Here is a 25,818-nt window from a genome sequence, read left to right as displayed (position 1 = left end):
GAACTCCGGGAGGTCACTGCGCCTCGTGCGCGTGCATGTGCGCGTGCGGATGCGGTTCCGCCTCGCATCCGAGCAGTTGCCGCATGGCGCGGCGCACGGTGGGATTCGGGCTGTCGGCGTGGGCGCTTGCATAGCCGTGCCAGAGCGGGTCGCCCAGCATGCGCAGGCACAGCGCCTTGAGCTCGGGACACTGCTCGTCGGGCAGGCCATTGACGAGTTGCCACGCATCGTGAGTCCGGCCGCGCTGCAAGGCGATCAGCACCGGAAACGCAAGCACGTCGCGACTCGCCGGACAGCATTCGTGCAGCCGCACGAGCATCAGTTCCGCTTCGTCGATGCGCCCCTCGCGAATATGATCGGCGACGGCGCGCGCCAGCGCCGAGGCATCGGCGCGGCCGTCTTGCGTGTGCGCTGCCGCCTCAGACATTCGGCGTCGCCGATGACAAGGCATGGACCGCCTCCACGCCGCCGTCGAGCAGGGTCGTCGCAGCGAGCCCTTCGGGCGTGAGCGTGGCCGCGCCGCCCGCCGTCTGCGCCGCGCCGCCCGCGATCCGGCCGAGGCTGTCCGCCGCTTCGCGCGGGTTCAGCGTCAGCAGCGACTTGCCGAGCGATGCCGCGCCTTCCGCCATGTGCAGCGCGCCGCCCACCACGTCCTTCGCCGCATTGCCGATGTCATGAAATACATTGCCGATCAGGCTCATTTCCCGCTCCTTTGAAACCATTGGCGTTCAATCCGGCGCGGCATCCGCATGCTGTTCATCCGGCATGCGAACACCCGCCTTCGCTTGCGAAGCGGCGCGCACGGATTTGCAGAGGTCTGCACCCATCGGCGCGCGCCGGATCGGCTTGCTCAGAAATCGTTTTTCTGGTTCAGATCGCCCGCACTCACCGTCACTTCCGATGAAGAGAACGACACGTTGCCGCCTTCGCCCTTGTCGCCGTGTACGCCGGTCAGCATGCCGGCGAGGCCGTCCTTGCCGCCCGTTTCGAGACGCTGGATTTCCTTGGTCGCGCCCGAGTTGAGCGACACCGAACCGTCCTGATTGATCTGGCCGACCGAGTTGCCGCTGCCGTTGTAGAGCGTGCCGTTCGAATCGGCTTGCAGATGCAGCGCTTCGCCGCCTGCCTTGGTGTTGAGCTTGACGTCGTGCAGGCCCTGGCCCTGGCCACCGGCCGCACCGCCTGCGCCGCCCGCGCCACCCGCGCCGCCCGCGAAGTTGCCGCCGCCTTGATTGCCGGCGCCTTGCTGGTCGCCCTGTTGCATCGCCTGGATGTCTTGCAGCAGTTGCTGGATGCCGCTCAGCGCGCCCGTGTCGCCGCCCTGACCGCCTGCGCCGTTCGCGCCGCCGCCTTGCCCGCCGCCCTGATTCTGTCCGCCCGACAGAAGCTGCTCGATGTCCTGCAGCACCTTGGCGACGGCGCTATTGCCGCCCGCGCCTTCGGTGTTGCCTTGCGAGCCAAAGTCCGAGACGGCGCCCGAAGAATTCAGGAAGGCCGTCGAGATCGCGTTGCTCATGCTGTGTGCTCCCGCTGAGGAATGTGAGATTCGATGGAGAACCGGCGACGCGGGACGAGCGCGTGACGGTTCAGCGCACAGACTAGGCGGATGCCGGGGCAAAGCACGGCAGCGATGCGAAGTCAGGTCGCGCGAGCCGAACTGCCCGGTGCAACTCATGCGCTGCCCATGCGTGGTTCTGCCGGTTCGCGCGTGTAGTCGCTGCTTCGCGCTGTGCAGCTTGCGCAGGCAGGGCATCGTGGAGAATCGCTTCGTCCGCACAGTCGATCAGGATGGCCAAGCACATCCTGCACGGCGTGTCGTCCATTACAGTCTTCGGAGCCGGAACATGTCGAATCCTCCCATCGTGTCGAACGTGCTGCTCGCGGTGTTTTCGTGGGGCGTGCGTACCGGTGCGCGCGCCGAACTGGAAGACATACTCCAGGCGCTGCGCGTGCTGCATCCGCGCGGCGCGATCGGCGATGTCTGCGAAGCGCGCATGGAAATCGGCGCCGGCAACTGGCTCGCGGCATCGCAGGTGCTGCGTCAGGTCGACGCGCGCGGCGACGGCAGTCCCATCGTCTGGGCGCTGTCGAGCTGGTGCTTGCATGCGCAGGACGATATCGAATGGCAGAGGCTCGCGCATGCGGTGCTCGACAGTCACAATGCGACGGCGATCGCCATCGTCGATCGCTTCCTGCCGCAGGCGCGCGACGATGCGCACCTCGCCTACCGCAACGACGACGCCCGCGTCCGCGTGGCCGAAGCACTCGGCGTCGCGGCACTCTGATGAAGAAGCGCCCTGTGCTGGTCCCTGCGCTTGCGCTCCTTGCAGGCCTGGGAGGCTGCGCCACCCACGCCGCGCCTCCGCTCGACACGTCCCGCATCCCTGACGAACTGCGCGCCGCACCCGACGCGCATCTCGACGAAGTGCTGACCGCCCGCGGCCAGTCCGTCTACGAATGCCGCCGGGATGGCGCCGTGCGTATCTGGTGGCGCGAAGGCGAGCTCGCGACGCTGGTCGACAGGCATCGCCGCAGCATTGGCACCGTGACGCCAGGCGACCACTTCATCGCCTACGACGACAGCTCGGTCAGCACGCGTCGCGATGCGGTGGCGCAGGTCACGGCGGGCACGCTGGTCTGGTCTCGCTCGGTCGCCAAGGATGCGGGCAAGCCGGGCGCGCGCATGGCCGCACAGCGCCGCTTCTCGCGCACTTCCGTGGTGCAGCGCATCGATACGACCGGCGGCCTGCCGCCCGATGCGCTCTGCGAACGCGAAGGCGGCACGCTGCTCGTGCCGTATTCGGCCACGTATCTCTTCTACAGCCCTCGCTGACCGCAAACGTTTGCCCGCATCGTCAACCCTCAAGCGATTCTCAAATAAAGCGGGCAGAAACATTACCGGACGTAAGCTTCACGCTGCCGCTCCTTGCAAACCCTTACCGCGTAAGGCTTTGTGATATTCATCCCGCACCCGTCTCCGCTGTCGGTTCGCGGCCGGTTCATCACACGCGTGTGAATCGTCTGCCAAGTCCCCGTCAAGCTGCGCGTAATTTCGTTTCTTCACACCATACGGCCTTGCTATGGAGCGCGTGCTTAACAAAATGTTACGTACCTAGCGCGCGTCTCCTCCTACCTTTCGATGGCTGACACCCGCCGCAACCATGCGCAAAGGCATGAGCATGCGAGCCACAGATGGCCTATCTTCGCGAGGACACCATTGAGACTTGCAATTTTCACCAGCGATTCGGGGATGTTTCACGTCATCCGTTCGGCGTTCGCCGATGACGGGATCGACTGCGTGCAGTACGGCGAGGGCGTGGGACTGGCGCGCGCGCTGCATCGCGAGGAATTCGCCGCCATCGTGTTCGACGCGCGTGCGGGCCTCGATCCGTCGCATCCTGTCCTGACGCGCCGGGCCTGCTTCGACGACCGGCGCGCGCCGCTGATCGCCATCGGCGATTTCTGCGCGCGCGAGCAGATGCACGCCGCCCTTTCCGCCGGCGCCGACGACATCGTGCTGATGCCCGTCGATCCGCGTGAACTGCGTCTGCGCGTGCTGCTGGCGGTGCGCCGCTTCGGCCTGCACCAGACGGACGATGCGCACGCTGCCTCTCATGCCGACGACGCCGTGCAGGCCGGCGTGTACCGCCTCAACCGGCGCGACGGCAGCGCGTGCATCGACGGACGCGCAGTGCGGCTGACGGCGCGGGAATTCGCCATTGCGTGGGTGCTGTTTTCGCAGCAGGGCAACTACGTGACGCGGCGCGCGCTGGCCGCCGCCGTGTGGGGAAGCTCGGAGGAGATCGCCGGGAGGACGCTGGAGCAGCACATCTACAAGCTGCGCAAGAAACTGTTGCTCGACGGCGCGCAAGGCATCGCGCTGCGGACGATGTATGCGCACGGGTATCGCATCGAAGAAGTCACCGAGGCGCCCGCGCCGCGCCGCGAGCGTGAACGCGAACGCGAGACCCAGCGCGCCGCGTGTCCGAAGTCGGCGGGCGGGATCAAGCTGCATGCGGGCACCAGTGAAACCGCCCGCAACGCGCAGCCCTGGTCCGCGGACAACGAGACCTGGAGTTTCATGGCCGTCTGTTCGCGAAGCGGCCGGATCGCCTGACGCGCAGTGACAAGCGGCTCGCGCACCCGCCGCGAGCCGTTGCGCGTCTCAATACTCGATCACACGCGGCGACAGCAACACCAGCCGTTCCATGTGGCTGTGCTGATTCTCCCGATACCTGAACAGGCCGCCGAGCAGGGGAATCTTCGACAGCACCGGCACGCCGCTCTCCCCGTTCGACGAACTGTCCACGCGATACCCCGCGATCAGCAGGCTCTCGCCCTGGGCCACGACCGCTTCCGTGTTGATCGTGCTGGTCGTGATGACGGGAATGCTGTCCACTTGCTGATCCGTCGTCTGCCCGTCCTCGACATGGACTTGCAGCTTGATCTGCGTCTGGCCGTTTTCATCGACGACCATCGGCAGCACCCGGAGCGACGTGCCGGTCGAAATGGCGTAGAGATCGCCGGATGTATAGCCCTGCACGCGCACGAAGAATTTCTTCTTGTTGTCCATCACGGCTTCGACGTTGTCGAGCGTGGCGACCTTCGGGCTGGCATCGACGCGTGCGAGGTTGTTGTCCTCCAGCGCGTTGACGCGCGCGAGCAGATAGCGGCCTGCATCGCCGAGGACGGCCGTCAGCGAGATGCCGGCGGGCGTCGTGTTGATGATCGTGCTGCCGCTCGAATCCGTGCCCGTGAAGACCGGGTTGACCTGGCCGTTGAAGCTGTTCGCGGTGGTGCTGCCGGTGCCCGTCTGCACGTCGATATGACTGTTGTGCGCGCGCCAGTCCACGCCCAGTTGCTTGAGCGCCGAATCGTCGATTTCGATGATATGCGCCTCGATTTCGATGAGTTGCCGCCGCACGTCGAGTTGCTCGATCAGCGACTGATACTGCCCGATGCGCTGCGGCAGATCGCGAATCAGCACCGAGTTCGTGCGCGGATCGGCCTTGATGACGGGCAGCATGCCCGCTCCGGCCGGAACCGCGCCGGTGCCGCCGCCATCGGCCGACATGGCGACGCGAGGCACATAGCCACGGCCCTGCGCGGCCGAAGGCGTCGCCATGCCGTTGTTCATGAACGGCGGCAATGGCGGATAAAGCGTGCTGTTGTCGCCGCCGGCAAAGGGCGAGCCGCCGTTCATGTTGCCAGATGCGTCGTTCATCGGCGTCTGCCGTTCCATGCCGGGCTGCATTGCCTGCGACGCGTTCGGGCCGTCGCTGTTCGCGCCCGATGCATCGCGCCCCGGGTGATACATCTCCGCGATCACGCGCGCGACGCCCGGCACGGTCACCGACTTGCCGTCGATGACGACGTTATGATCGTCCGCCCAGCCGTGATGCAGCGGATAGACGCGCACTTCCGTGCCAACGCGCCGGTTCGCATTCTGATCGAGCCGCGACGCGAGATCGGCCACCAGCGCGACATACTGCTTCGGCCCGGTGACAAGCGCCGCGCCCGACGAAGGATCGTAGACCACGGGAAAGCGCGGCGTGTCGAGGCCCATCTGCGCGAGCGTCGAGCGCAGCTCGCGCGTCCCCGCGAAGTCGAGATGGATCATCTGGCGCGTCATGTCGTTGGCGCTGCTGATCGAGAGCACGCTGCCGTCGTAGAACCAGACGAAGCCGAAGGTCGCGGCGAGGGTGTCGAGAAAGCGCTGCGGCGCCATGTCGAAGCGGCCCGACACCGCCCCTGAAACATCGTTCGCAACGGACGCCGCAATCCCCTGGCTCGCCGCGAAATCGCGCAAGACGTCCTTGAGTTCCTTGCCGTCGACGGCGATATGCACCGACTGCGTCCTGAACGGCACCTTCATCGCGTAGGCGCAGGTATTCGTCAACGCAAGGACGAGGCACACACATAGTTTGAAGCGCGCAAGCAACCGGCGGGCAGTGTCTGTCATGAATGTTCGAATCGATCGGTCGAAGAAGGAAGCACGCTCAACGCTTGAGCGTGTCGGAAGGCGCTTCGTTGAACTGGCGTCGATAGCCGTTGACGAGCGTCGAGCGGTTCTGCACGCCCCAGCGGTTCGCGGCATCGAGCACGCCGTGATCGCCATGCACGACATCGCGCTGCAATTCCACGCGGATGCGCTCCATGCGCTTCTGGCGGATGATCTCGGTCGGCGTCGAGCCGAGGCTGTTGCGGAACGCGCTCTGCAGCGCACGCTCCGTCACGCCGATTTCGGCCGCCACTTCTCTCACGGACAGGTCGCTGCGATCGAGGTTGTCCATCAGATACCGATACGCCCGCCGATACTTCGCCGGCAGGCGCGCGCCGACTTCATCGAGCTGCGCGGGCGCACGCCGCGTCCGGTGCGCAAGCGGCGCAAGCATCGGCGCGGCTTCGCGCAGGCATTGCATGGCGGCGAGCGCATAGTGGCGATAGAGTTGCGCCGACTCGTCGTCGCGGCCTTGCGCACTGCGCGTCCTGGCAAGGCAATACAGATACTCGAGATGTCGATGATTGCGTGCGCCACGCGGGTCCGGCGTCAACGGCGCGAGCATCGCTTCGGCGAGTTGCGGCGCACCGCCCGCCAGCGCGGCCAGCGCGATGTCGAGCCGCACTGCGTGCTGGTACGCATGCAGGCCATTGGCAAAGGTCCAGTTCAGATGTGCGAGGGCTGCATCGGACGCACCGGGCTGCCCGTGAGCGAGCTTGCGCAGCGCGTCGATGAAGTCGATGCGCGCACGCAGCAACGGCGACTCGACATGCTTCAGCGCATCGCGGTCCGGCGTCGCGTGCATGATGCTCGCGGCCAGTCCCGACTGCCAGTACACGTGGTCCGAGAGTGGCGCGGCCGTGCGCAGCTCGTGCTGGCTGGCGAGGTCGAAACGCAGCGTATCGATGATTTCGCGCCACAGGTCCGCGTGCACGTTCACGGCGTCCAGCAGCGCGTCCATTTCATCCAGCAACGCCGCTGCCTCATGATGCTGGCCCATTTCCAGCACCACGCACACAGCACCGAAGCGCCCTTCCATGGCCTGCGAAGGCTTGAGGCGTTCGTCGTCGACCATGCGCATGAAGCACGACATCGCCGTGCCGAAACGCTGGCGGAAGAACGCCTGCCAGCCCGCGTTGCGGCATGAGGCCACGCGCACATCGCGACGCGACGAGCGCATCAGCTTCTGTGCTTCGCGATACGAATCCTCGGCATCGACATCGATACCGAGCATCGTCTGAAGGTCGGCTTGCAGCTGCATGCAGTCGGACGCGTCGCTGCCATCGCTGCATTGCGATTGCGGCGCACAGCGATGCGCATGCGACACGGCATCCGTCACGCGGCCGGCGCGCAGCAGATCGAGCTGGACGCGCGGCGCGCCGTCGCATGAAATCGTCGAGACCAGCGGGAAGTACACACTCGAGAACATGTTGACTCCGTTCGAAGTGCGCGACGAACGGCGGCGTCGCGCGACGGAGGCCAATGTAGCCCGCGGCTCGATCGAACATTCTCAACAAAGTTGAGGCGTGAGCGCGATTTGAAGATTGTTGAAAAACGATCGGCAGATTCGACAGCTTTTATTCGTGCGGCTTGCCATGAAACGTGGACAGGGCTTTCATCTGCGATGCGAACAGGCGCAGATCGAGTTGATCCCGCACTTCGTTCACGAAGATGCCCGCGAACAAGGCAAGCAGCAGCACGGCCACTGCGCCCTTGATCGGTTGACTCAGCGCCCCGAGTTCGAGCTTCTGCGCCGACTTCGCCGCCACATTCACGCCGAGGTCGATCAGCACCAGCACGAACAGCAAGGGCGCGGCGAGCTTGGCGATCATCTCCATGATCGAGTCGGTCTGGCGCAGGACGAAGAGTTCGAGATAGTTCGTGTCGAGCGGCATGGTCGAGGCCACGGGCCACCATCGGTACGATTCGTACAGCGCTTCGAGCAGGAAGTTCATGCCGCCGAGCGTCCAGAACGCGACGATGGCGAGCTGACTCATCAGCGTGCCCGAGGGTGTCGATTTCTCCGAGCGCAGCGGATTGGTGATCTGCGCGTTGTTATAACCGGTGAGGCTGTCGAGATACACGCCCGCGCTTTCCGCGACCCAGAATACGGTCGAGGCAGCAAAGCCCATCACGATACCGATCAGCGCTTCGCGCAGGCCGGTCAGGAGCAGCGTCATCCCGGTGAGCGTCTGCGCGAAGTCCGCGGGCTGCGCCACCGCGATATACACGCTGAACAGCAGCGCGACGCCATTGCGCACCGGGCCTTGCAGCGTGCCGTCGGCGGTGGGAGGAAACAGCGTCATGATGACGAACAGGCGCACCGAGCACACGCCCAGCACCATCAGCTTCTGAATGACGAGCGGACCGTACAGCACGAACAGGTCGTTCATGCCTTCATCGCCAGACGTTTGGCCATCACCCGTTCTTCTGCCGCTTCGTCTTCCGCGTCGAGTGCGGCTTGCTCCAGAACCTGTTCGAGGCCGCGCACACGCTTGCGACACAGGTCGATGCGGGCGCGATTGACCGCGATCGCCCGCTGCGCCAGTTGCGTCTCCGCTTGTTTCGCGACGATGGCAGCCTGCTGCGCGTCGAGCGCATTGCCCGCTTCGCGCGTGCGCGCATCGATGATGTCGAGATAGCGACGGCAAGCTTCAAACGTGTCGAGCGAAAACGTATCTTCGCCCGTCATCATCCGTGCGATGCGCGAGCGATGGTCGAATGCAGTCGCTTCGAGCTCGTCGACGCGCGCCTTCAGTTCTTCCGCATGCGCCTGAAGTTGCGCCAGGTCGCGGCGCAACGCATCGAGCGACGCGCGCAAATCGGCTTCCATGCGCTCACGCCGTGCGCTTGCTCGCGATAGCGCAGCGATGCGTCTGCGGTTCGTGTTCATGACGGCTGCGCAAGCTGCGCGAGGCGTTCCGCCGTCTCCTGCGGATCGGCGTAGGCGTCCGTTGCCTGACCCAGAAACGCGAGAATCGCGTCGATCTTGGCGATCGCTTCGTCCGCCAGCGGATTCGAGCCTGCCTGATACTCGCCCACTTGCAACAGCATCTCGACATCGCGATGCTGGGCGAGCAGTTCACGCAGACGTGTGGAAGCAGCCAGATACTCGCGCGTCACCACCTGCGGCATCACGCGCGACAGACTGCCGAGGACGTCGATGGCGGGATAACGGTTCTTCGCCGCGATCTCGCGTGACAGAATCAGGTGGCCATCCAGCACGCCGCGCACTTCTTCTGCGATCGGATCGCTGCCGCTTTCATCCTCGGCAAGCACGGTGTACAACGCAGTGATTGAGCCCGTCTCGCCCATGCCCGCGCGTTCCAGCAAACGCGGCAGTTCCGCGAACACGGAAGGCGGAAAGCCTCGTCGCGCGGGCGGCTCGCCGGCGGCCAGTCCAATCTCGCGGCCCGCCCTGGCGAAGCGTGTGAGCGAATCCATCATCAGCAGCACGCGCTTGCCTTCGTCGCGGAAATGCTCGGCTATCGCCGTGGCGACATAAGCCGCCTTGGCGCGTTCGATCGATGACCGGTCCGAGGTCGCGCACACCACGACCGAGCGTGCCATCCCCGCCTCGCCCATGATGAGTTCGACGAACTCGCGCACTTCCCGCCCACGCTCGCCGATCAGCGCGATGACGTTGACATCGCATTGCGCGCCGCGTGCGAGCATCCCGAGCAGCGTGCTCTTGCCGACGCCCGCCGGCGCAAAAATGCCGATACGCTGGCCTTCCGCAAACGTGGTCAGCGCATCGATGGCGCGCACGCCAGTGGGCATCGGATCTTCGATCATGCGGCGCGTCATCGGGCTGGGCGGATCGGCGAGAATGGCGCGCGTGCAGGTCTCGTCGATATCGAGCGGTCCGCGTCCGTCGATCGGCTCACCAAGGCTGTCGATCACGCGGCCGAGCAGTGCATCGCCGACCCGGATGCTCATCGGTCTTCCGAGACCGATCACGCGAGTCGCGCGCGACACGTTCTCCAGCCGCGCGAACGGCGACACCAGCGCGTAGTCGCGCGTGAAGCCGATCACTTCGCCGTGCTGCAGCAGCGCTCCGTCCGGCGCGCGCAATTCGCACAGTTCGCCCAGTTGCAGATCGACGCCACCAACCTTGATGAGCGTCCCGATCACTTCGATGATCTTGCCGCTCTGGGTCACGCGCGCCGTCGTGCGCAGTTCATTCTCGATGGCGTGCGAGAGTTGCTCGAACATCACGCTCATTTCTCCACCGACGCCTTCAGTGCGCGCGAGATCGCCGCGCGCATCGTGCGAAGCTGCGTGGTCACGCCGGCATCGATGAAGCCGAGATCCGACTCGCACAAACAACTGCCGCGCGAAAGACGCGTATCGACGCTGACCGTCAGCGGCAACGGACGGCCGAGTTCACGCCAGCGCGCGGCAAAGGCATCGAAGGCGGCGCGGGCGTCGTCGTAATCGTCGGGATGCACGGCCACGCGCAGATAGGTCGAGCCTTCCACGATGCCGTCGACGGCGACCAGCGCACGCTCGAACAAGGCACCGACGCGCTCGGTGCGCACGATCTGTTCGACCGCCATTGCGACGATCTCGGCCATGCGCGCGCGCATCTGCGCCTGCGTGTCGCGCGCTTCGTCGGCGGCATGGGCGATGTTTTCCATCCATTGCGCGATCCCTTGCGCCATGCCTTCGTCGAAACCTCGCGCCGCGGCCTGTTCGCGTTCGCGCTTTGCTTCTTCCAGTAACGCTCGTGCTTGCACGCGTCCTTCCTCGACGATGCGCGCAGCGTCCTCGCGCGCCGCATCGCGTTCCGCTTGCGCGTCCTGCGATGCGCGGGCGTAGGCCGCATCGAGATCGACCAATGCGCCGAAGGTTTCGCGCGCGACGATATCGCCGTGTACGCCGAAGCGCATGGGCTGCGCATCGGATGAAGCAGCCTGCCCGTGCTCGCTCAGCCAAATAACCATGACCACTCCGGCAGAAGTTCGGGAAGTTGCGCGATGAGGGCCTGCGTGCCGTGCTGGTCGAGTGCGCGCGGCACGCCACCGACCCATGACGCATGCGCCGATGCACGCGGCAACGCGCACCTCAGCAGCGCGCAAGATGACGACGTGTCGCGTGCGATCAACGCCAGGCCTTCGAGCGCGAGCGCATCGGCGTCGAGCATGGCGACAGGAGGGATCGACAGGCGCGCGATGTCGGGCGCAACGAGCGCGTCACGCGTGATGTGCTCGAGAGAAGACACGCCCGCCCAGTGCAGCACGCTCATGCGTGTGCGCTTGTCGACGATGCGCCGAATCTCGCCACGGCGGAACTGCAAAGCGCGCAGACGCAGGACGCGCAGTCCGATTTCAATGGGTAATGCATCGAGGAACGGGCCCTCCAGCGACGGCGACCCTATCTGCGCACTGGCCAGGAAGGCCAGCGAGCAGGCTTCGCGATGCTCCACGGACGCGACGGCGGACGTCAGCGCCGCGCAATCGTCTTCACTGAGCGAAAGCACGCCGGCGGGCCACGAACCATGCGCCCACGACAACGCATTGCGCGCATTGTCCTGCCATGCGTTCAGCGCAGCGGCGATGCGGCGGGCGGGCGTCGCGTTGACGTGCATCGTGCGAATCAGGTCGAAGAACCGCGCTTCATCCGCTTCGAAGCGAAGTCCGCGAAGCGTCCGTTGATCACTTCGACAGCGGGCCTCAAGCGCGCCTGCAACATCTGCCGCCGCGTGAGCAACGCCACGCCGATCCCGACCGCCAGCAACAACGCGACTCCACCGCCGATGATCCACGGCAACGGGTAGTGTTTCGTCGCGGGCGCAACCTGTGCAACGTCCACCGCCTCGGCAGGAATGGCGGTCACGCTGACCTGATCGTAAGACAGCCCCTCGACGCTATGCACGACGAGGTTCTTGATCTGCGGCGTCAGCGCGCCGATATCCGATTCCGGCCGATACTTGATGAACACCGCCGCCGACGATGGCTTCACCTGCTGCGCGAGCGGATCGTTGTTCGGCAGCACGATCTGCACGCGCGCATACAGCACGCCATCGATATTGGACAGCGTGCCCGACAACTCCTGCGACAAGCCGTAGATGAAGCGCACGCGCTCTTCCGTGGGTGTCGAAACGAGGCCATCCTTCTTGAACAGATTGCCGAGATCGTCGAAACGATTGTGCGGCAGGCCGCGCTGCGCAAGAATCTGCATCGCGCGCACCAGGTCGTCGTTCTCGACTTCCAGCGTGTAGGTCTTGCCGCCGTCGGGCGTGGTCTTGTCCGCGCGCACGCCGCGTTCGAGCAACGCGACGGTCATTTCGTTGACGTCCTGCTCGGACAGCTTCGCGTACAACTCCTTCTTGCACGCGGACAGCAGCGCGCAGCCGCTCAGGACCAGCACGAACGCCGCACGGCGAAGAAGGTCGCGCTTCATGCTCACTGGTTCTTCATCAGAGTTTCAGCCGACGACTTCGACGACGACACCACACTCATCTTCGCCTGGAAATCGAACTGGACCTGATACATCTCCATGGCCGCCTGCGCGGATTCGGCGATCACCTGCTTCACGTCCATGTCGCCCGCGCGTTGCGAGAACTCGGTGATGTGCTGCATCGCGTGTTGCGCGGCGGCGTCGTGGGAGGCGACCATCTGCGTGAAGGCAGCGGCATCGCCACCCGATGCATGAGACGAAGGCGGAACGAGATTGGGCGCGTCCATCATCGCCTGGAACTTCTGCGCCGCGCTGTCGTTCGCCGCGTCGTTGCCCTGGCTCAACTGGCTCAACGCCGAACTCATCATGTCGTTGCCGATGACATTGCTCATCTTCGAATCTCCGTATGACGTTCAGGCGCGCAGATAGCTGAATTGCGGGTCCGGCATCGAGGCGGCCCCCGAAGCGGATGCATGCTGCGCCTCTTCCGCCTCGCGCGCCTGCTCCTGCAAGGTCTGCACCGATTCCGGCATCACGAAGTCGCCGCCGCGATAGTCGTGCATCGCATGCTGGAGGTCTTCGCGCGCTTCGAGCGCTCGCACCAGTGTCAGTGTTTCCTGGTTCGGGCTCGATTCGAGTGCGTTGTGCGCCCACTGACGCCAGCCCGGTTCGCCGCGCGAGGCCAGGCAGTAGGCCATCATCGCCTTGGCATAGGCGAACTCGGGGGCGAGATCGATCACCGCGCGCAGCGCATGGGCGGCATCGTCCCAGCGGCCATGCACGATATGCAGCACGCCGTCGAGCATGCCGATTTCCGTCACGTTCGGGCGGAACACGCGCAGCGCGTCGAGCACGAGTTCGACGTCGAGCGTGTCGCCGGCCGCCTTCGGAAAGTGCGCAAACAGCGCGGCGGAAACCGTCTCGATCAGCCCGCAGACCACATCGTGACTGCAGCGCAGATAGTCGGGAGACGGCGATGACTGGCTCGGGAGCATGACGTGAAACCTCCGTGGAATGAATTGCCGCCACTGGCGACCCGCTCTCACCATAACAATGGCGTGCGTGCGTCTTTCACCGCCGTGCGAAGCCTTCTGCGCGAATGCGAAGCGTCGTGTGCACTTCGCTTTCGCTGCGCGCGCTTCGCGAGGCATCGCCCTTACCTGACGGGCGGCGCATAAGATCGACCGCACGATTTCCTTCAGGCGCCTGCCGATGAGCGACGAAAAGACCGAGCAGCCCACCGAGAAAAAGCTGAAGGATGCGCGCAAGGACGGCGAGGTATCGAAGAGTTCCGATCTCGTCGACGGCGTTTTGCTCGCGGCCGGCGTGGTCGCGCTGCTCGCGGCGGGCAGCGGTATCGTCGATGCAGCGCGTTCGTCGCTCGAAATCGCCTTGCATTTCGTGGGCGGCGCGCACGACATGGTGTCGCTCGCGGTGGCCTTGCAGCAGATCGGCTCGCGCGTGGCCGGCGCCGTGGCGATTCCGGTCGCGGTTGCGATGCTGGCGGTCTGTCTGGCGCTGATGCCGCAAGTGGGCTTCCAGATATCGATGAAGCCGGTCTCGTTCAACTTGCAGGCCGTCAGCCCGATGGCGGGCTTCAAGAAGATCTTCTCGGTGCGCGCGCTGATCGATCTGGCGAAGATGTTCATCAAGGGCGCGACGGTCGCCATCGTCATGTGGCAGACCGTGAAGGGACTCTTGCCGATGATCGTGGGCTCGCTCTATCAACCCTTGCCGGAACTCTCGCGACTGTTCTCGGGCATGGTGCTGAAACTGTTCGGCATCGCGGCCGTGGTCTTCGTCGCGCTCGCAGCGGCGGATGTGAAGCTACAGAAATGGCTCTTCATTCGCAGCAAGAAAATGAGCAAGGACGAGGTCAAGCGCGAGCACAAGCAGGATGAGGGCGATCCGGTCATCAAGGGCGAGCGCCGCCGGCTCGCCCGCGAGATGGCGACCAGCGCGCCACGGCCGCGCGTGGGTGCGGCGAGCGTGATGGTGGTGAACCCCACGCATTACGCCGTCGCGATCCGCTATGCACCCGATGAGAATCCGCTGCCCGTCATCATCGCCAAGGGCTACGACCAGGAAGCCGCGCGGTTGCGCCGCGAAGCGCAAATGGCGGACGTGCCCATCGTGGGCAATCCGCCCGTGGCGCGCGCGCTCTACAAGGTGGAAATCGGCGCGCCGGTTCCCGAAGAACTGTTCGAAACCGTGGCCGCGATCCTGCGCTGGGTCGAGTCGCTCGGCGCGCGTTCATTGAGCGAGATCTGAATACGATGCTGAAAACCCTCAAACTCCCCGCAGGCGGCGAAGTCGCGCTCCTGGCGCTCATCGTCGCGATGATCTCGCTGATGATCCTGCCGCTGCCGACCTTTCTCATCGACATCCTGCTGAGCCTGAACCTGGCGATCAGCGTGACCCTGTTGATGATTACGCTCTACGTGCCGAGCATCGTGTCGCTGTCGTCGTTTCCGACGCTGCTGTTGTTCACGACGCTGTATCGGCTGTCATTGAACATTGCCTCGACCAAGTCGATTCTGCTGCATGCCGAAGCGGGCGACATCATCGACAGCTTTGGTGAGCTCGTGGTCGGCGGGAATCTGGTGGTGGGCATTGTCGTGTTCACGATCATCACGGTCGTGCAGTTCATCGTGATCGCGAAGGGCTCCGAGCGGGTGGCGGAAGTCGGCGCGCGCTTCACGCTCGATGCCTTGCCCGGCAAGCAGATGAGTATCGACGCCGACTTGCGCGCCAACAATCTCACCGCAGACGAAGCGCGCCGCAAGCGCGCCACGCTCGCACTCGAAAGCGCGTTGCACGGCGGCATGGACGGCGCGATGAAGTTCGTCAAGGGCGATGCCATCGCGGGCCTCATCATCACCGTGGTAAATATCGTGGCGGGGCTGGCGGTCGGTGTTGCGTATCACGGGATGACGGCAGGCGAGGCGGCGAACCGCTTCTCCATTCTCTCGATCGGCGACGCGATGGTCTCGCAGATTCCGTCGCTGCTGCTGTCGGTTGCGGCAGGCGTCATGATTACCCGCGTCGCCGACGAGCGCGACGACAAGCATCTGTCGCTCGGCGCGGAGATCGGGCGGCAGGTCACGAGCAATCCCCGCGCGCTGGCCTTTGCTTCGTTCCTGCTGCTCGCATTTGCGGCCGTGCCGGGCTTTCCGTGGCCGTTGTTCGTCTTGTTGTCGGCGACGCTGGGGTTTGCGTCATACAAGCTCGGCAAGAAGAAGCCGGAGCGCGCCGCGCCCGTCGCCGAGTCGCTGGGATCGATGCAGCGCGCCGGTTCGAAGGCACACGCGCCCGCCATCATGCCGCACGCGCCTGCGTTTGCCGCGCCCATCGGCGTGCGCATCGCGGCGGATCTCGTGGCGCGCATCAATCCGGCGGCGCTGGACCGGGCGTTCGAAGCGGAACGCGCCACCTTGCAGGAAGAACTGGGCGTGCCGTTTCCGGGCATCACGATGTGGGTGTCGGACCGTCTCGCGCCTTCGACCTGCGAGTTTCTGATGCAGGATGTTCCGCAGCTTTCGCTGTCGCTGGAAGCGGGCAAGGTCATGCTGCCCGATCTGAGTGTAGCCAACGAATCGAGCGAAACCGCATTGATCGCGCAATGCGACGTCGGCACGCCGCTCGTCGCCAACGGTCATGCGACCTACTGGATCGATGAGAACGCCGTGCCCGCGAACTCGCGCGTATGGCGCGCGGAGCAGTTGATTGCGCATGCGTCGGTCGCGCTGCTCAGGCAGCACGCAATGCTCTTCGTCGGCGTGCAGGAAGTGCAGTACATCCTCGAACAACTCGGCGCGGAGTATCCGGGCCTGGTGGCCGAGGTGCAGAAGGTGCTGCCGCCGCAGCGTATCGCCGATGTCCTGCGGCGCCTGCTCGAAGAGCAGGTATCGATCCGCAACGCGCGCAACATCATGGAAAGCCTCATTTCGTGGGGCCCGAAAGAGAAAGACATGCTGATGCTCACCGAATACGTGCGCGGCGATCTTTCGCGCTTCCTTGCGCATCGCGCGGCCGGCGGCGCGAAGCAGTTGCCGGTCGTGCTGCTCGACATGCCGGTGGAACAGCACATCCGTCAGGCCATCAAGCAAACGCCGACCGGCAACTACCTTGCGCTGCCGCCGGATCAGGCGAAGTTTCTCGTCGACAGCATTCAGTCGTTTGCCGGTGCGGCGCCGCGTGCGGGCATCGCGCTGGTCACGTCGATGGACATTCGCCGCTACGTGCGCCGCATGATCGAGGCGCAACTCGGCTGGCTGTCCGTGTACTCGTATCAGGAACTCGGCGCGCATCTTGACTTGCAGCCGCTCGGCCGCGTGACGCTGTGAGCCGGCTCGTGCGCATCATCGCGCCGCTCTTGCCGGAGCAGAACGAGGCAGCGCCGGCCGCGCGCCTGCGTCCGCGCCGCGTGGACTATGCCGCGCTGATGCGGCGCACGCGCGTTGCTGCAATCGAACAAGGTCATGTCGATACCCGGCGCGATGAACACCAGGAGCAACACGATGCGCCCGAGCATCCGCTGGCCGAACGCATTGGTGCCGTGTGCGCGCCCATTGTCGATGCAGCGTACCGCCAGCAAGAGCCGTTCATTGCGCTGATCGGCCGTGTGGCGCGTGAAGTGACCGCGTTCTGCGCGCATCGCGCGATCACGCAATCGGGCAACTGGGAAGTACGCATGCCGCTCGATCCGCGCATTCTGCCGGCGACCACGCTGTATCTCACGCTTTCGCCTCGCTGTCTCCAGCTTCGTTTCGACACGCAGGACGCTTCCAGCCGCCAGTTACTCTTGCAGCATAACCCGATGCTGGATCGCGAACTGTCGGCGCTGCTCGATGCATGGGGCGAACCGCGTGAAGTCGATATCGCTATCTGGTGACGCGCCGTTCCACTTCCATCCCGATCTCATGGCCATTGCGTTCAACGAGTCCGCAGCGCTTGACAAGCAGGCATTCGCCGCGTCGCACGAAGGGCTGGCCGCGGCATTGCGGCGGGTTCCCGAAGCGCTGGCGCAAGCGAGCCGCGTGCTGTTCGATGCACGGACCGATGCGCTGGCATTGCAATGCGCAGGCGTCGAATCGTGGCAGCTGAGCGCGTCGGCGTCGGAGGAATCCTTCGCGGAACCGGGACGCATCGTGTTGACGCACGTGGCGGGGACGCTTGCCATCGATCTCGACCTGCAACGCTATCCGGCGCTGCGTATCCTCGCGGCGTCCGCGGGTGCAGAGGCGCTGCGGCAGGCGCTTGCCGCCGCGCTTCTGGCGCCGCTGACGGAAGCGCTGCTGGCGAGCGGCACAGGCACCTGGCGCGTCGCCGGCATTGTCTGTGCCGACTCCTTCGACACGCCCGACGACACGCTCAGCGCAGGGCTCGAATTGACGTTCAACGCTCGCAGGCATCGCGCGCTGATCCACGCCACGCCGGCCGTTCTCGCGCTCTTCGAGCGCCGTATCCGGAACATGCACCCGGTCGCACCCGGGATGGCGTGCCGTGTGCCGGGACGCATTGCCATTGGCGCACGCCGCGTCGCGATCGACGCGCTCGAAGCGCTGCGACCCGGCGACGTGCTGTTGCGCACGATGCCCGTGGCCACCGAAACCGCGCTGCGCCAGGGCGACGCGTTCACCGTGCGCGCCGCCTGGGGCACGCCTGGCCTGAAACGGCTGACCGCTTCCGCACAGATGAACGGCGGCAGCCTTGCCATCACCGAGGATCCCATCATGACCGACGAGACACATTTCATCGACGACGGCGCGACGCCGCTTGCGAACAGCCCGAACGCCGCGAGCGACGTCATCGAAATCGGCGAACTCGACCTGCCCGTGCAGTTCGAACTCGACAGCGTGGCGCTGCCGCTTGCGCAGCTTTCGTCGCTGCGCGCGGGCTATGTGATCGAACTCGATACGCCCGTCGAAGATGCGCGCATCCGGCTGGTGGCGCACGGGCAGACCATCGGCTTTGGCGAACTCATCTCGGTGGCGGAGCATCTGGGCATCCGCATCGTCAGCATGGCGCACGGCGATGGTTCAGTTCGGTGATCTCACGGGACTGCTGCTCGTCGTCCTGGCGATCAGCATTCTCCCGTTCGTCGCGATGGTCGTGACCTGCTACATGAAGATTGTCGTCGTGCTGGGGCTGCTGCGCAATGCGCTCGGCGTGCAGCAGGTGCCGCCGAACATGGTGCTCAACGGCATCGCGATTCTGGTGTCGGCGTACGTGCTCGCACCGGTCGCCATCAGCGCGACGCATAACATGTCGGGTTCGCCGATGGCGGGCGAGTCCAGTTCGCAGCAAGTGATGCAGGCGTTCAGCGCCGCGCGCGAGCCGTTCCGCAAGTTCCTCGCGAGCCACGCCGACGAACGCGAAAAGCGCTTCTTCCTGCGCTCCGCCTCGCTCGTGTGGCCGAAGGAAGAAGCCAGCAAGCTGACCGAGGACGACCTGTTCGTGCTTGCGCCGTCGTTCACGCTGAGCGAACTGACCGATGCGTTCAAGATCGGCTTCCTGCTGTACATCGCGTTCATCGTGGTCGACCTGATCATCGCCAATGTGCTGCTGGCAATGGGCCTCAATCAGGTGCAGCCGACCAACGTCGCCATTCCGTTCAAGCTGCTCCTGTTCGTCGTCATGGATGGATGGTCCACGCTCATTCACGGCCTCGTGCTGACTTACAAGTGACCTCGACATGAATCTGGACGCACTCACCGGCGCCACCGCGCAAGGCATGCTGCTGTGTCTCTATTGCTCGCTGCCGGTGGTGATCGTCGCGGCGGCCGTAGGACTCGCGGTTTCGTTCTTCCAGGCGATCACGTCGATGCAGGATCAGACGCTGCCGCATGGCGTGAAGCTGATTGCGGTCGTCGTCACCATCGTGATCGCGGCGCCGTTCGCGGCCTCCGCCGTGCTGCATTTTGCCAATCAGATGATGCGCACCGCGCTGCCGCTATGAATCCGAAGGTCGGCGGCGATGCCCGCACCGAAGCGCTCGCGCAGGCCGAGCGCGCGCGCGAGGACCGCGCGCAGCATGCTGCCGGATCCGACCATCAGGCGAGCCTGTATCGCGGGCAGACGGCGTTTGCCAATGCGCATCGCGCGCATGCGAAGTTGCTGTCGAACAAGTTGCGGGCCAACAAGCTGCGCGCGCGGCTGGCGCAGGCGCGCAAACCGCGCATGACGAAGCGCGGCAAGTTCAGCGCATCACGCAAGACGGCGCCTCAGGTGCTGAAGCATGCGCATGCCTCGATGCAGCGCTCGCCGCTACACCGTGCGGGCGGATCGCGGGTCACGCGTGACGGCGGACGCGGCGGCGGACAGCAGGGCCAAAACCAGGGGCAAGGACAAGGACAACGACAAGGGCAAGGCCAGCAGCAACGCGATCAGGACCGCCGCGAACGCTCATGGCGACTTAGCTCGCTGCACGCGGCCCCGGTGGCTTCGTCGGCAAGCGCAAACCTGCTCGATCACACGGCGACGCATCTCGCCGACGCCTGCTGCGACGCCCTGCTCTCGCTGCGCCGCCAACTCCAGACGAATCCGCACGCACGTATCGACTCGCTGCTGTTGCGTCTGGCCCGCGAAGCGACCGCGGCGCGCTTCGCCCAAGGCTCGCTGGACGCGGGCAGCATCGAAGCCATCAAGGAACGGTTGATCGAACGCTCGAAAAAACACGGCGCACCTTCGGCACGCATGGCGGACTTCAACCTGCTCGCGGGATTGCATCTGTTGATGATGCAGCGCCCGCTGCGCCGTTCGAATCAGGCGCGCACGAACGCCACGCTCCATGCGCTCGACGCTTCGCATGTCTGACGCCGTCTTCGCGTCACTGCACCAAGGGCACGTATGCGCTCGCTACAGTTCATTCATCGCAGCGAGCACGGCAAGGCACGATCCGTCATGAAACTGCTACGCATACTTACCGGACATCACGCGGGCGCGCAGGTGGTACTGACGCCGGGCGCGCATCGCATTGGCCGCGATGACGACGCCGACATCCAGCTCACCGACTGGCGCGGCCCCGACGTGCTGCTGAGCATGGACGAGAGCGGCGCCACATGCAGCGAGCGCATCGAGGCGGGCACGGCGACGCTCGATCCGTGCAGGACCTGGATGATCGATTTTGTGCCGATGCAGTTCGACGAGACCGTCGTGTGCATCGGCTGGGCCGACGCCACCTGGCCGAGCGATCTCGCGTTGCTCTCGACCCTGCTGAACGGTCCATCCGAACCGGGCGCAAGCGAAGACGCGGCAGCGGCTGGCGGGACGCGTTCGCAGCAGCGTCGCCGTTACGCGAGCATCGCCGTGGCTTGCGCGGCCGTGGGCGTCGCGGCGGTAGGCATCAGCTTCGCGCTGACGACGAACGTCAGCCGCGCGGCCATCGCCCCGCCCGACGTGCAAATGGAACAGAAGCTCGAGCGCGCGCTGGCGGAAGCGCATCTGAATGAACTTCACGTCGCGCCCGACGGCACCGCCGGCGACGACGGCGCCCCGCGCGTCATCGCCACCGGCATGGTGCGCAGCGCCAGCGACGACTACATGGCGCGGCAGGTGTTCGAACGCCTGAAGCCGGGCGTGGTGGCACGGCGCTACGGCATCGCCGACGAGACGGCGCGCGGTATCCGCGACGCCATCGGCATCGACGGTGTGGAGGTGAAGTACGACGGCCAGGGCGTGTTCACGCTGTCGGGCACGGTCGCGGACAGGCAGCGCGTCGAGCAGGCGCTCGCGCGCGTGAAAGGTGACTTCGGCAAGCGCATTCGCACGATTCGCATGGCGCTGACGGACGTCGTGCAGCCGGCGGCCGCGCCGAAGAAGGGAACGTATATCGCGCTGGTGTCGGCGGGCGACGTGCAGTACGCGCAAACGCCCGACGGCGTGAAGCATATCTACACGATGCCGGCGTCCGAAGCCCATGCCGATGCCGAACCCGAGTTGCCGCATTGAAGCGGACATTGAAGCGGACATTGAAGCGGAATCAGGAGAAAACATGTACGAAGCGCTGGAACGTCACGCCGATGACTTCAATCATCTTCAGACCTTGCTGGCCGATCCCGCGGCGGCGCCGCGTCTCGATGCGCTGGAACAGGCGCTGCGCGACAGCGCGCTAGCCGTCGGCGATGCGTCGGGCGGCAACGAACTGGACCGCAACAACCGCTCGAAGATCTATCAAGGCCTGATGGCGGCGAGCCGGGTCATCGCGCAATTGCGCGAACAGGAACTGGCGAAGTAATCGCGCCACACGGATTTCGCGCCACGCGCGCGGAACGCCGTGACGGGACGACGCTGCGCGCATGTCCCGTCACGGCCTGCAACACGCTGTTCGAGCGCGCGGGCCGGGCGAGCGGTCCGCATCGAATGGCTTCTTTTTCTTCCTCTACCACCAAGGAGTGCATCATGGGTACGATTACCTCGACGGCAGGCAACGTAGCAGCGAGCGGCGCAGGTTCGGCAGGCAGCGGCGTCAGCACCGACGCGATCACGAGCCAGATCGCCGCGAACGCGCAGCAAGGTCTGGAAATCGCTCAGGCCCAGTCGCAAGCCAGCGTCAAGCAGGCTGCCGGCGAAGCGCTCAAGAGCGGCGCATCGGGCCTGAAGGACGCCGCCAAGGCTTCGTAAGAGACATGTGAGGCATCGGCGGCGTGGCCTGATCCGCGCTGCCATCGCACCCTGTGCCGGCATCGTCGCATGCCGGCGCTTTTCGTTTGCTTCGATGCCATGAGCGCTGCCCGCTACGAAACCCTGATCGACGCACTGTGCGCCGCCGTCGGCCTGCCCGACGCGGCTCATGTGCTCGAGACGCGCTCCATCGAGGTCGAAGGATTCGACGTGCGTCTCGACTTCTTCGACAGCGACGAAGACGCGCTCTACATCACCTTCCAGTACGGCGCGGTGAGCGCGGGCCGCGCGCTGACGGTGTTCCGGCTGATGCTGGAAGCAAATCTGCTCATCTATGCGCAGGATCAGGCGCAGCTCGGCATGGACACCGACACGGGCTGCGTGGTCCTGATCGTGCGCGCGCCCTTCGCGGACGACCTCGACGGCGAAACCCTCGCCGACATGCTGTCCCACTATGCGGATCACGGCCGCTACTGGCGGCAGAACATCGTCGAGTCGAGCGACGAGCGCTTCGAAGGCATCGCGGCGGGCGAGTTCGTCTGGCTGCGCGCGTGAAGCTCCTGCATGAAGCTCCTGCATGAAGCTCCTGCATGACGCGGCGATGAATGTCCTTGTCGTTATCGGCATGATGACGGCGCGTGCACACGCGCATCGGGACAATATGCGATAGTCACGGCGGCCACGCATAACAAGCGGACGATGCATGCGGCTTTCTCGCGCCTTTCCTTGCGCCCTTTCTTGCGCACCAGGAGGCAGCCCGCCTGCACACCCCAGACCACTCACCGCTTGCATGAAAGAACAAGAAACTCTCCCCGCAACGGAGCGTGTCACGCGTTTCGGACGCTTTGAACTGCGCCGTGCGTCGCGCGCACTTTCGCTCGACGGCAAAGCCGTGCCCGTCAGCGAGCGCGCCATGGACGTGCTGCTCGCGCTCGTCGATGCGCGCGGCCGCATCGTGCCGGTCAGCGACTTGCAGCAGGGCTCGTCGCCATCGTCACAGCCGGTCGCCAACAGCAGCGTGCAGGCGCTGGTGTCGCAGTTGCGCCGCGCGCTCGGCGACGACCGCGATCTGATCGAAACGGTGCCGCGCCGCGGTTATCGGCTCACGACTGAATGGGTCGAGATACGCGACGAACTCGACGACGCGCCCGCCGCATCCGTCGACGCGACACCGGCCGCACAGCATCGGCCGGTGCAGGTTGCGACGCGCATCGCTTCCCATGCCGATCCGCTGGCACATCTGCCGCTCGTGGGCCGCGACGCCGAATTCTCCGAACTGACGATGCGCATCGCGCAGGAACGGCTCGTCACGCTGATGGGCGCGCGCGGCATCGGCAAGACGCGGCTCGCGCGTGAGGCGGCTCCGCGTGTCGCGGCGCTGTTCGAGGAGCGCGTGTACTGGATCGATCTCGGCATGGCGACCCTGCCCGCGCATCTGGCCGAGGAAATCGCGGCACAGGCGGGCGTGGCGCAGCCCGACATGGGCATCGATGCGCTGGTCGCGAGTCTCGGCGAGCGCCCTGCGCTGTTCGTGATCGATCATGGCGGCGAGAGCGCGCAGGACCTGGCGAGCGTGATCGAAGCGATGCTCGCGCACACGCGCGCGAACGTGATGGTCTGCGCCCAAGCGCCGCTCTTCGTGCCGGGCGAGTATCTTTTGCCGCTTGCGCCCTTGCGCTTCGCCGATCTTTCCGATGCAACGAAGCTGTTCACGATGCAGCTGCATGCCGCCGGCGCGACGGCAGACGACACGCATCCCGCCATTGCGTCGATTTGCCGCGCGGTGTCGGGCAATCCGCTCGCGTTGCAACTGGCGGCACAGCAGATTGCGGGCGCATCGGCGGGCGATGCCCTCGCCCACTGGGACCGCGAGTTTTGCGCGATGCTGTCGCGGCGTAGCGGCCTGCATGTGGCATCGCTGCCTGCTGAGCACGCGGTGCGAACGGTGATCGCCACGCGTTTCGATGCGCTCGGCGAATCCGCGCGGCGGGCGCTGCGATGCCTGAGTCTTTGCGCGCGTCCACTGTCGTGGGCCGATGCGCAGTGCATCGCGGCATGCGATGAAGCGACGGTGCGAGAAGGTCTGGACGCGGGCCTTGTGACGGTGTCGGCTGCGGATGACGACGGCATCGTCCGGCTGACCCTGCACGCCGCAGTCCGCGAGTACACCCTCGCGCAACTGGTTCTCCAGCCGGATACCGCTTACGCCGATGCCTCGCTGCGCCACGCGCAATGGCTTGCGCGTGGGGGGTCTTTCTCACACGACTCGCACGCGCTCCTCGCCGACCTGCGCCGCGGGCTGAACACCTCGATCGATGCGGGGCGGATCGAACTGGCCGTGAAGCTCCTGCAGGCATCGCGCGACCTCTGGAGCGAGACGCGGCGCGAAGCGGAGCGCATCGAATGGATCGGCCGTACGCTCGCTCATCCGGACGCGCACGCGACGCTCAAGGTTCGCGATCATATGCTGCTCACGCTGATGCTCGCGGAGGCGCTGGGGCGCATGCATCCGAAGCGTCCGGCGGCGGAAGCGGTGGCGGCGTGGTGGCGTGTCTACGACCTCGCGACCGCCTGCGCCGACGACGAAATGCGCTTGCGCGGACTCTCGGCGCTGCTGCTGCGAACCCTTCAGGCAGGCTACGGCGACGATCATCCCGACCTGCTTGGGCCGGTGCGCGAACGCATCGTGCAGGAATGCGAGGGCTCGTCCACGCATCCCGGCTACAAGCTGATGCGCGGCGTCCTGCTGACGCTCGACGGCTGTCACGAAGAAGCCATGGATGAACTGGCGGGCAGCGACAATCAGCTCGACGGGCATCCGGTCGCGGCGGTGTCGCACAACGCGCTCGCCATTTCGCTCTGGCTGACCGGCGCGCGTCCGCATTCGGATCCCGCACTGCTGCGCGCCCTCACCGATGCACGGCAACAGCCCGATCCGGTCTCGCGCTGTGCGGCGGCGGCATTGGCCTGCATCCTCTTTCTGCTCGAAGAAAACGACGCGCGGATCGGGCAACAGGCGCGCCTTCTTTGTTCGCTGTCACGCGAACATGGGCTGGCGGCGTGGGAGCCGGTGGGCCGCAGCTTCCTGCTTTGGACCGAAGCGAGCGAGGGCAACGAGGCCGCGCGGCAACTCGTCGATCGTGCGCTGGCGAATCTCGAACGGCGCTACGCGACGCTCGTCGACCTGCTGTCGCTGGAGCGTTTCGCCGACGCCGCGCGGCGGGAAGTGGGCGCTGCTGCACTCTCTCGCCTGATGGACCAGCTGGTGGTGAGTCTGGAAAGCAGCGGACGCCGCTGGCTGCTTCCCGAAGCCTTGCGGGTGAGCGCCGCGCTGCGCCGAAGCGCGGGTGCCGACGAGGCTGAAGTCGTCCGCCTGCTTCACCGTGCGATGGATGTTGCACGCGGTCAGCGCGCCACGCGGCTCGTGCGGCGGATTGCGGAGATGGCGTCGTCACGCAGCTGATTCGCGCATGGGCTGCCCTCAAGTGCGAATCTCGGGGTTCCAGCCGAACAGACAGACGGGCCGCCTCGCACCTTGACCGTCATCCGTTGCGGCGGCCTGGTTCGCCGGAGCAGGCGTCATCGCGGGTTCGGCATGTTCGCCGCGAAGAAACCCCGATCGAACCCTCGACCGTTGCCGTCGGCCCTCCGGGTCAACCCCGAGTTGAGCTTTCGTCAACCCCACCTTGAGAAATCCTCGATTCCTCCTCCCCTGAAGGCCGTCACAGAATCGCTCTCATCCACCGCAGTGGTGGCTGCTGACCGACATCTCACACAGGCACAGGAATCAA

Annotated in this window: 28 protein-coding genes; 15 read left to right on the top strand and 13 right to left on the bottom strand. The window is 65.6% G+C overall.

Annotation, left to right across the window (positions count from 1 at the left end):
- Nucleotides 1-13: 13 nt before the first annotated feature.
- The 3 genes from QCE88_RS21100 to QCE88_RS21090 all read right to left on the bottom strand — a co-directional run bounded on the left by QCE88_RS21100 (nt 14) and on the right by QCE88_RS21090 (nt 1,516).
- Nucleotides 14-427: an HrpB1 family type III secretion system apparatus protein gene (locus tag QCE88_RS21100; protein ID WP_309905747.1), complete on the bottom strand. Its 414-nt coding sequence runs from the start codon at nt 425-427 to the stop codon at nt 14-16.
- Nucleotides 420-701: a hypothetical protein gene (locus QCE88_RS21095; protein ID WP_309905745.1), complete on the bottom strand. Its 282-nt coding sequence runs from the start codon at nt 699-701 to the stop codon at nt 420-422. The genes QCE88_RS21100 and QCE88_RS21095 overlap by 8 nt, the downstream gene beginning before the upstream one ends.
- 149 nt (nt 702-850) lie before the next feature.
- The gene (locus tag QCE88_RS21090) at nt 851-1,516 is read right to left on the bottom strand and encodes a hypothetical protein (protein WP_309905743.1); all 666 of its coding nucleotides are present in this window, start codon (nt 1,514-1,516) and stop codon (nt 851-853) included.
- Between the two features lie 328 nt (nt 1,517-1,844).
- On the opposite strand from QCE88_RS21090, the gene QCE88_RS21085 reads away from it, so the two are divergent.
- From QCE88_RS21085 to QCE88_RS21075, 3 genes are all read left to right on the top strand, one after another.
- Nucleotides 1,845-2,285, top strand: a complete 441-nt coding sequence (locus QCE88_RS21085; RefSeq protein ID WP_309905741.1) for an HrpB1 family type III secretion system apparatus protein — start codon at nt 1,845-1,847, stop codon at nt 2,283-2,285.
- Nucleotides 2,285-2,833 carry a DUF3455 domain-containing protein gene (locus QCE88_RS21080; protein ID WP_309905739.1) on the top strand — a complete coding sequence of 183 codons (549 nt, stop codon included), beginning with the start codon at nt 2,285-2,287 and terminating at the stop codon, nt 2,831-2,833. Before QCE88_RS21085 ends, QCE88_RS21080 begins: the two co-directional genes overlap by 1 nt.
- Before the next feature lie 417 nt (nt 2,834-3,250).
- The gene (locus tag QCE88_RS21075) at nt 3,251-4,117 is read left to right on the top strand and encodes a response regulator transcription factor (RefSeq protein WP_309905737.1); all 867 of its coding nucleotides are present in this window, start codon (nt 3,251-3,253) and stop codon (nt 4,115-4,117) included.
- Nucleotides 4,118-4,165: 48 nt separating this feature from the next.
- On the opposite strand, the gene sctC is transcribed toward QCE88_RS21075, so the two are convergent.
- The 10 genes from sctC to QCE88_RS21025 all read right to left on the bottom strand — a co-directional run bounded on the left by sctC (nt 4,166) and on the right by QCE88_RS21025 (nt 13,398).
- The gene (gene sctC / locus QCE88_RS21070; protein WP_309905735.1) at nt 4,166-5,962 is read right to left on the bottom strand and encodes a type III secretion system outer membrane ring subunit SctC; all 1,797 of its coding nucleotides are present in this window, start codon (nt 5,960-5,962) and stop codon (nt 4,166-4,168) included.
- Between the two features lie 37 nt (nt 5,963-5,999).
- Entirely contained in the window at nt 6,000-7,430 is a 1,431-nt protein-coding gene (locus tag QCE88_RS21065) for a helix-turn-helix transcriptional regulator (RefSeq protein WP_309905732.1), read from the bottom strand.
- 148 nt (nt 7,431-7,578) lie between these two features.
- Entirely contained in the window at nt 7,579-8,394 is an 816-nt protein-coding gene (gene sctT / locus QCE88_RS21060) for a type III secretion system export apparatus subunit SctT (protein ID WP_309905731.1), read from the bottom strand.
- Nucleotides 8,391-8,834, bottom strand: coding sequence for a type III secretion protein (locus QCE88_RS21055; RefSeq protein WP_309905730.1), 444 nt, complete (start codon nt 8,832-8,834; stop codon nt 8,391-8,393). The genes sctT and QCE88_RS21055 overlap by 4 nt, the downstream gene beginning before the upstream one ends.
- Before the next feature lie 56 nt (nt 8,835-8,890).
- Nucleotides 8,891-10,225 (bottom strand): type III secretion system ATPase SctN, encoded by a 1,335-nt coding sequence (gene sctN / locus QCE88_RS21050; RefSeq protein WP_309905728.1) that lies wholly within the window; start codon nt 10,223-10,225, stop codon nt 8,891-8,893.
- Complete coding sequence (gene sctL, locus QCE88_RS21045) at nt 10,222-10,947, bottom strand: type III secretion system stator protein SctL (protein WP_309905726.1); 726 nt, start codon at nt 10,945-10,947, stop codon at nt 10,222-10,224. The genes sctN and sctL overlap by 4 nt, the downstream gene beginning before the upstream one ends.
- The gene (locus QCE88_RS21040; RefSeq protein WP_309905724.1) at nt 10,932-11,591 is read right to left on the bottom strand and encodes a type III secretion protein HrpB4; all 660 of its coding nucleotides are present in this window, start codon (nt 11,589-11,591) and stop codon (nt 10,932-10,934) included. The genes sctL and QCE88_RS21040 overlap by 16 nt, the downstream gene beginning before the upstream one ends.
- A gap of 8 nt (nt 11,592-11,599) precedes the next feature.
- Nucleotides 11,600-12,406, bottom strand: a complete 807-nt coding sequence (sctJ, locus tag QCE88_RS21035; protein WP_309905721.1) for a type III secretion system inner membrane ring lipoprotein SctJ — start codon at nt 12,404-12,406, stop codon at nt 11,600-11,602.
- 2 nt (nt 12,407-12,408) lie between these two features.
- Nucleotides 12,409-12,795 carry a type III secretion protein HrpB2 gene (locus QCE88_RS21030; RefSeq protein ID WP_309905719.1) on the bottom strand — a complete coding sequence of 129 codons (387 nt, stop codon included), beginning with the start codon at nt 12,793-12,795 and terminating at the stop codon, nt 12,409-12,411.
- A 21-nt stretch (nt 12,796-12,816) separates the two neighbouring features.
- Nucleotides 12,817-13,398, bottom strand: coding sequence for an HrpB1 family type III secretion system apparatus protein (locus QCE88_RS21025; protein ID WP_309905717.1), 582 nt, complete (start codon nt 13,396-13,398; stop codon nt 12,817-12,819).
- A 217-nt stretch (nt 13,399-13,615) separates the two neighbouring features.
- Here QCE88_RS21025 and sctU point away from each other — a divergent pair, with 217 nt between their 5' ends.
- The 12 genes from sctU (at nt 13,616) to QCE88_RS20965 (ending at nt 25,490) form a co-directional block, all read left to right on the top strand.
- Entirely contained in the window at nt 13,616-14,674 is a 1,059-nt protein-coding gene (sctU, locus tag QCE88_RS21020; protein ID WP_309905715.1) for a type III secretion system export apparatus subunit SctU, read from the top strand.
- Nucleotides 14,675-14,679: 5 nt separating this feature from the next.
- Entirely contained in the window at nt 14,680-16,749 is a 2,070-nt protein-coding gene (gene sctV, locus QCE88_RS21015; protein WP_309905714.1) for a type III secretion system export apparatus subunit SctV, read from the top strand.
- Entirely contained in the window at nt 16,746-17,297 is a 552-nt protein-coding gene (gene sctP, locus QCE88_RS21010) for a type III secretion system protein SctP (protein WP_309905712.1), read from the top strand. The genes sctV and sctP overlap by 4 nt, the downstream gene beginning before the upstream one ends.
- On the top strand, nt 17,272-18,456 hold the full coding sequence (sctQ, locus tag QCE88_RS21005; protein WP_309905710.1) for a type III secretion system cytoplasmic ring protein SctQ: 1,185 nt from the start codon (nt 17,272-17,274) through the stop codon (nt 18,454-18,456). Before sctP ends, sctQ begins: the two co-directional genes overlap by 26 nt.
- Nucleotides 18,440-19,093, top strand: coding sequence for a type III secretion system export apparatus subunit SctR (sctR, locus tag QCE88_RS21000; protein WP_309905708.1), 654 nt, complete (start codon nt 18,440-18,442; stop codon nt 19,091-19,093). The genes sctQ and sctR overlap by 17 nt, the downstream gene beginning before the upstream one ends.
- A 7-nt stretch (nt 19,094-19,100) precedes the next feature.
- Entirely contained in the window at nt 19,101-19,364 is a 264-nt protein-coding gene (gene sctS / locus QCE88_RS20995) for a type III secretion system export apparatus subunit SctS (protein ID WP_309905706.1), read from the top strand.
- On the top strand, nt 19,361-20,221 hold the full coding sequence (locus QCE88_RS20990) for a hypothetical protein (protein ID WP_309905704.1): 861 nt from the start codon (nt 19,361-19,363) through the stop codon (nt 20,219-20,221). The genes sctS and QCE88_RS20990 overlap by 4 nt, the downstream gene beginning before the upstream one ends.
- An 87-nt stretch (nt 20,222-20,308) precedes the next feature.
- A complete protein-coding gene (locus QCE88_RS20985; RefSeq protein WP_309905702.1) occupies nt 20,309-21,355 on the top strand; it encodes a type III secretion system protein in 1,047 nt (348 codons plus the stop codon).
- A gap of 43 nt (nt 21,356-21,398) precedes the next feature.
- Nucleotides 21,399-21,641 carry a type III secretion protein gene (locus QCE88_RS20980; RefSeq protein WP_309905699.1) on the top strand — a complete coding sequence of 81 codons (243 nt, stop codon included), beginning with the start codon at nt 21,399-21,401 and terminating at the stop codon, nt 21,639-21,641.
- 164 nt (nt 21,642-21,805) lie between these two features.
- Complete coding sequence (locus QCE88_RS20975; RefSeq protein WP_309905698.1) at nt 21,806-22,027, top strand: hypothetical protein; 222 nt, start codon at nt 21,806-21,808, stop codon at nt 22,025-22,027.
- Nucleotides 22,028-22,126: 99 nt separating this feature from the next.
- Nucleotides 22,127-22,582, top strand: a complete 456-nt coding sequence (locus tag QCE88_RS20970; RefSeq protein ID WP_309905696.1) for a CesT family type III secretion system chaperone — start codon at nt 22,127-22,129, stop codon at nt 22,580-22,582.
- Nucleotides 22,583-22,817: 235 nt separating this feature from the next.
- Nucleotides 22,818-25,490, top strand: a complete 2,673-nt coding sequence (locus QCE88_RS20965; RefSeq protein WP_309905694.1) for a winged helix-turn-helix domain-containing protein — start codon at nt 22,818-22,820, stop codon at nt 25,488-25,490.
- Nucleotides 25,491-25,818 lie beyond the last annotated feature (328 nt).

The sequence above is a fragment of the Caballeronia sp. LZ035 genome (genome assembly GCF_031451175.1).
GTDB lineage: Bacteria > Pseudomonadota > Gammaproteobacteria > Burkholderiales > Burkholderiaceae > Caballeronia.
This window is presented reverse-complemented; position numbering and strand designations above follow the sequence as displayed.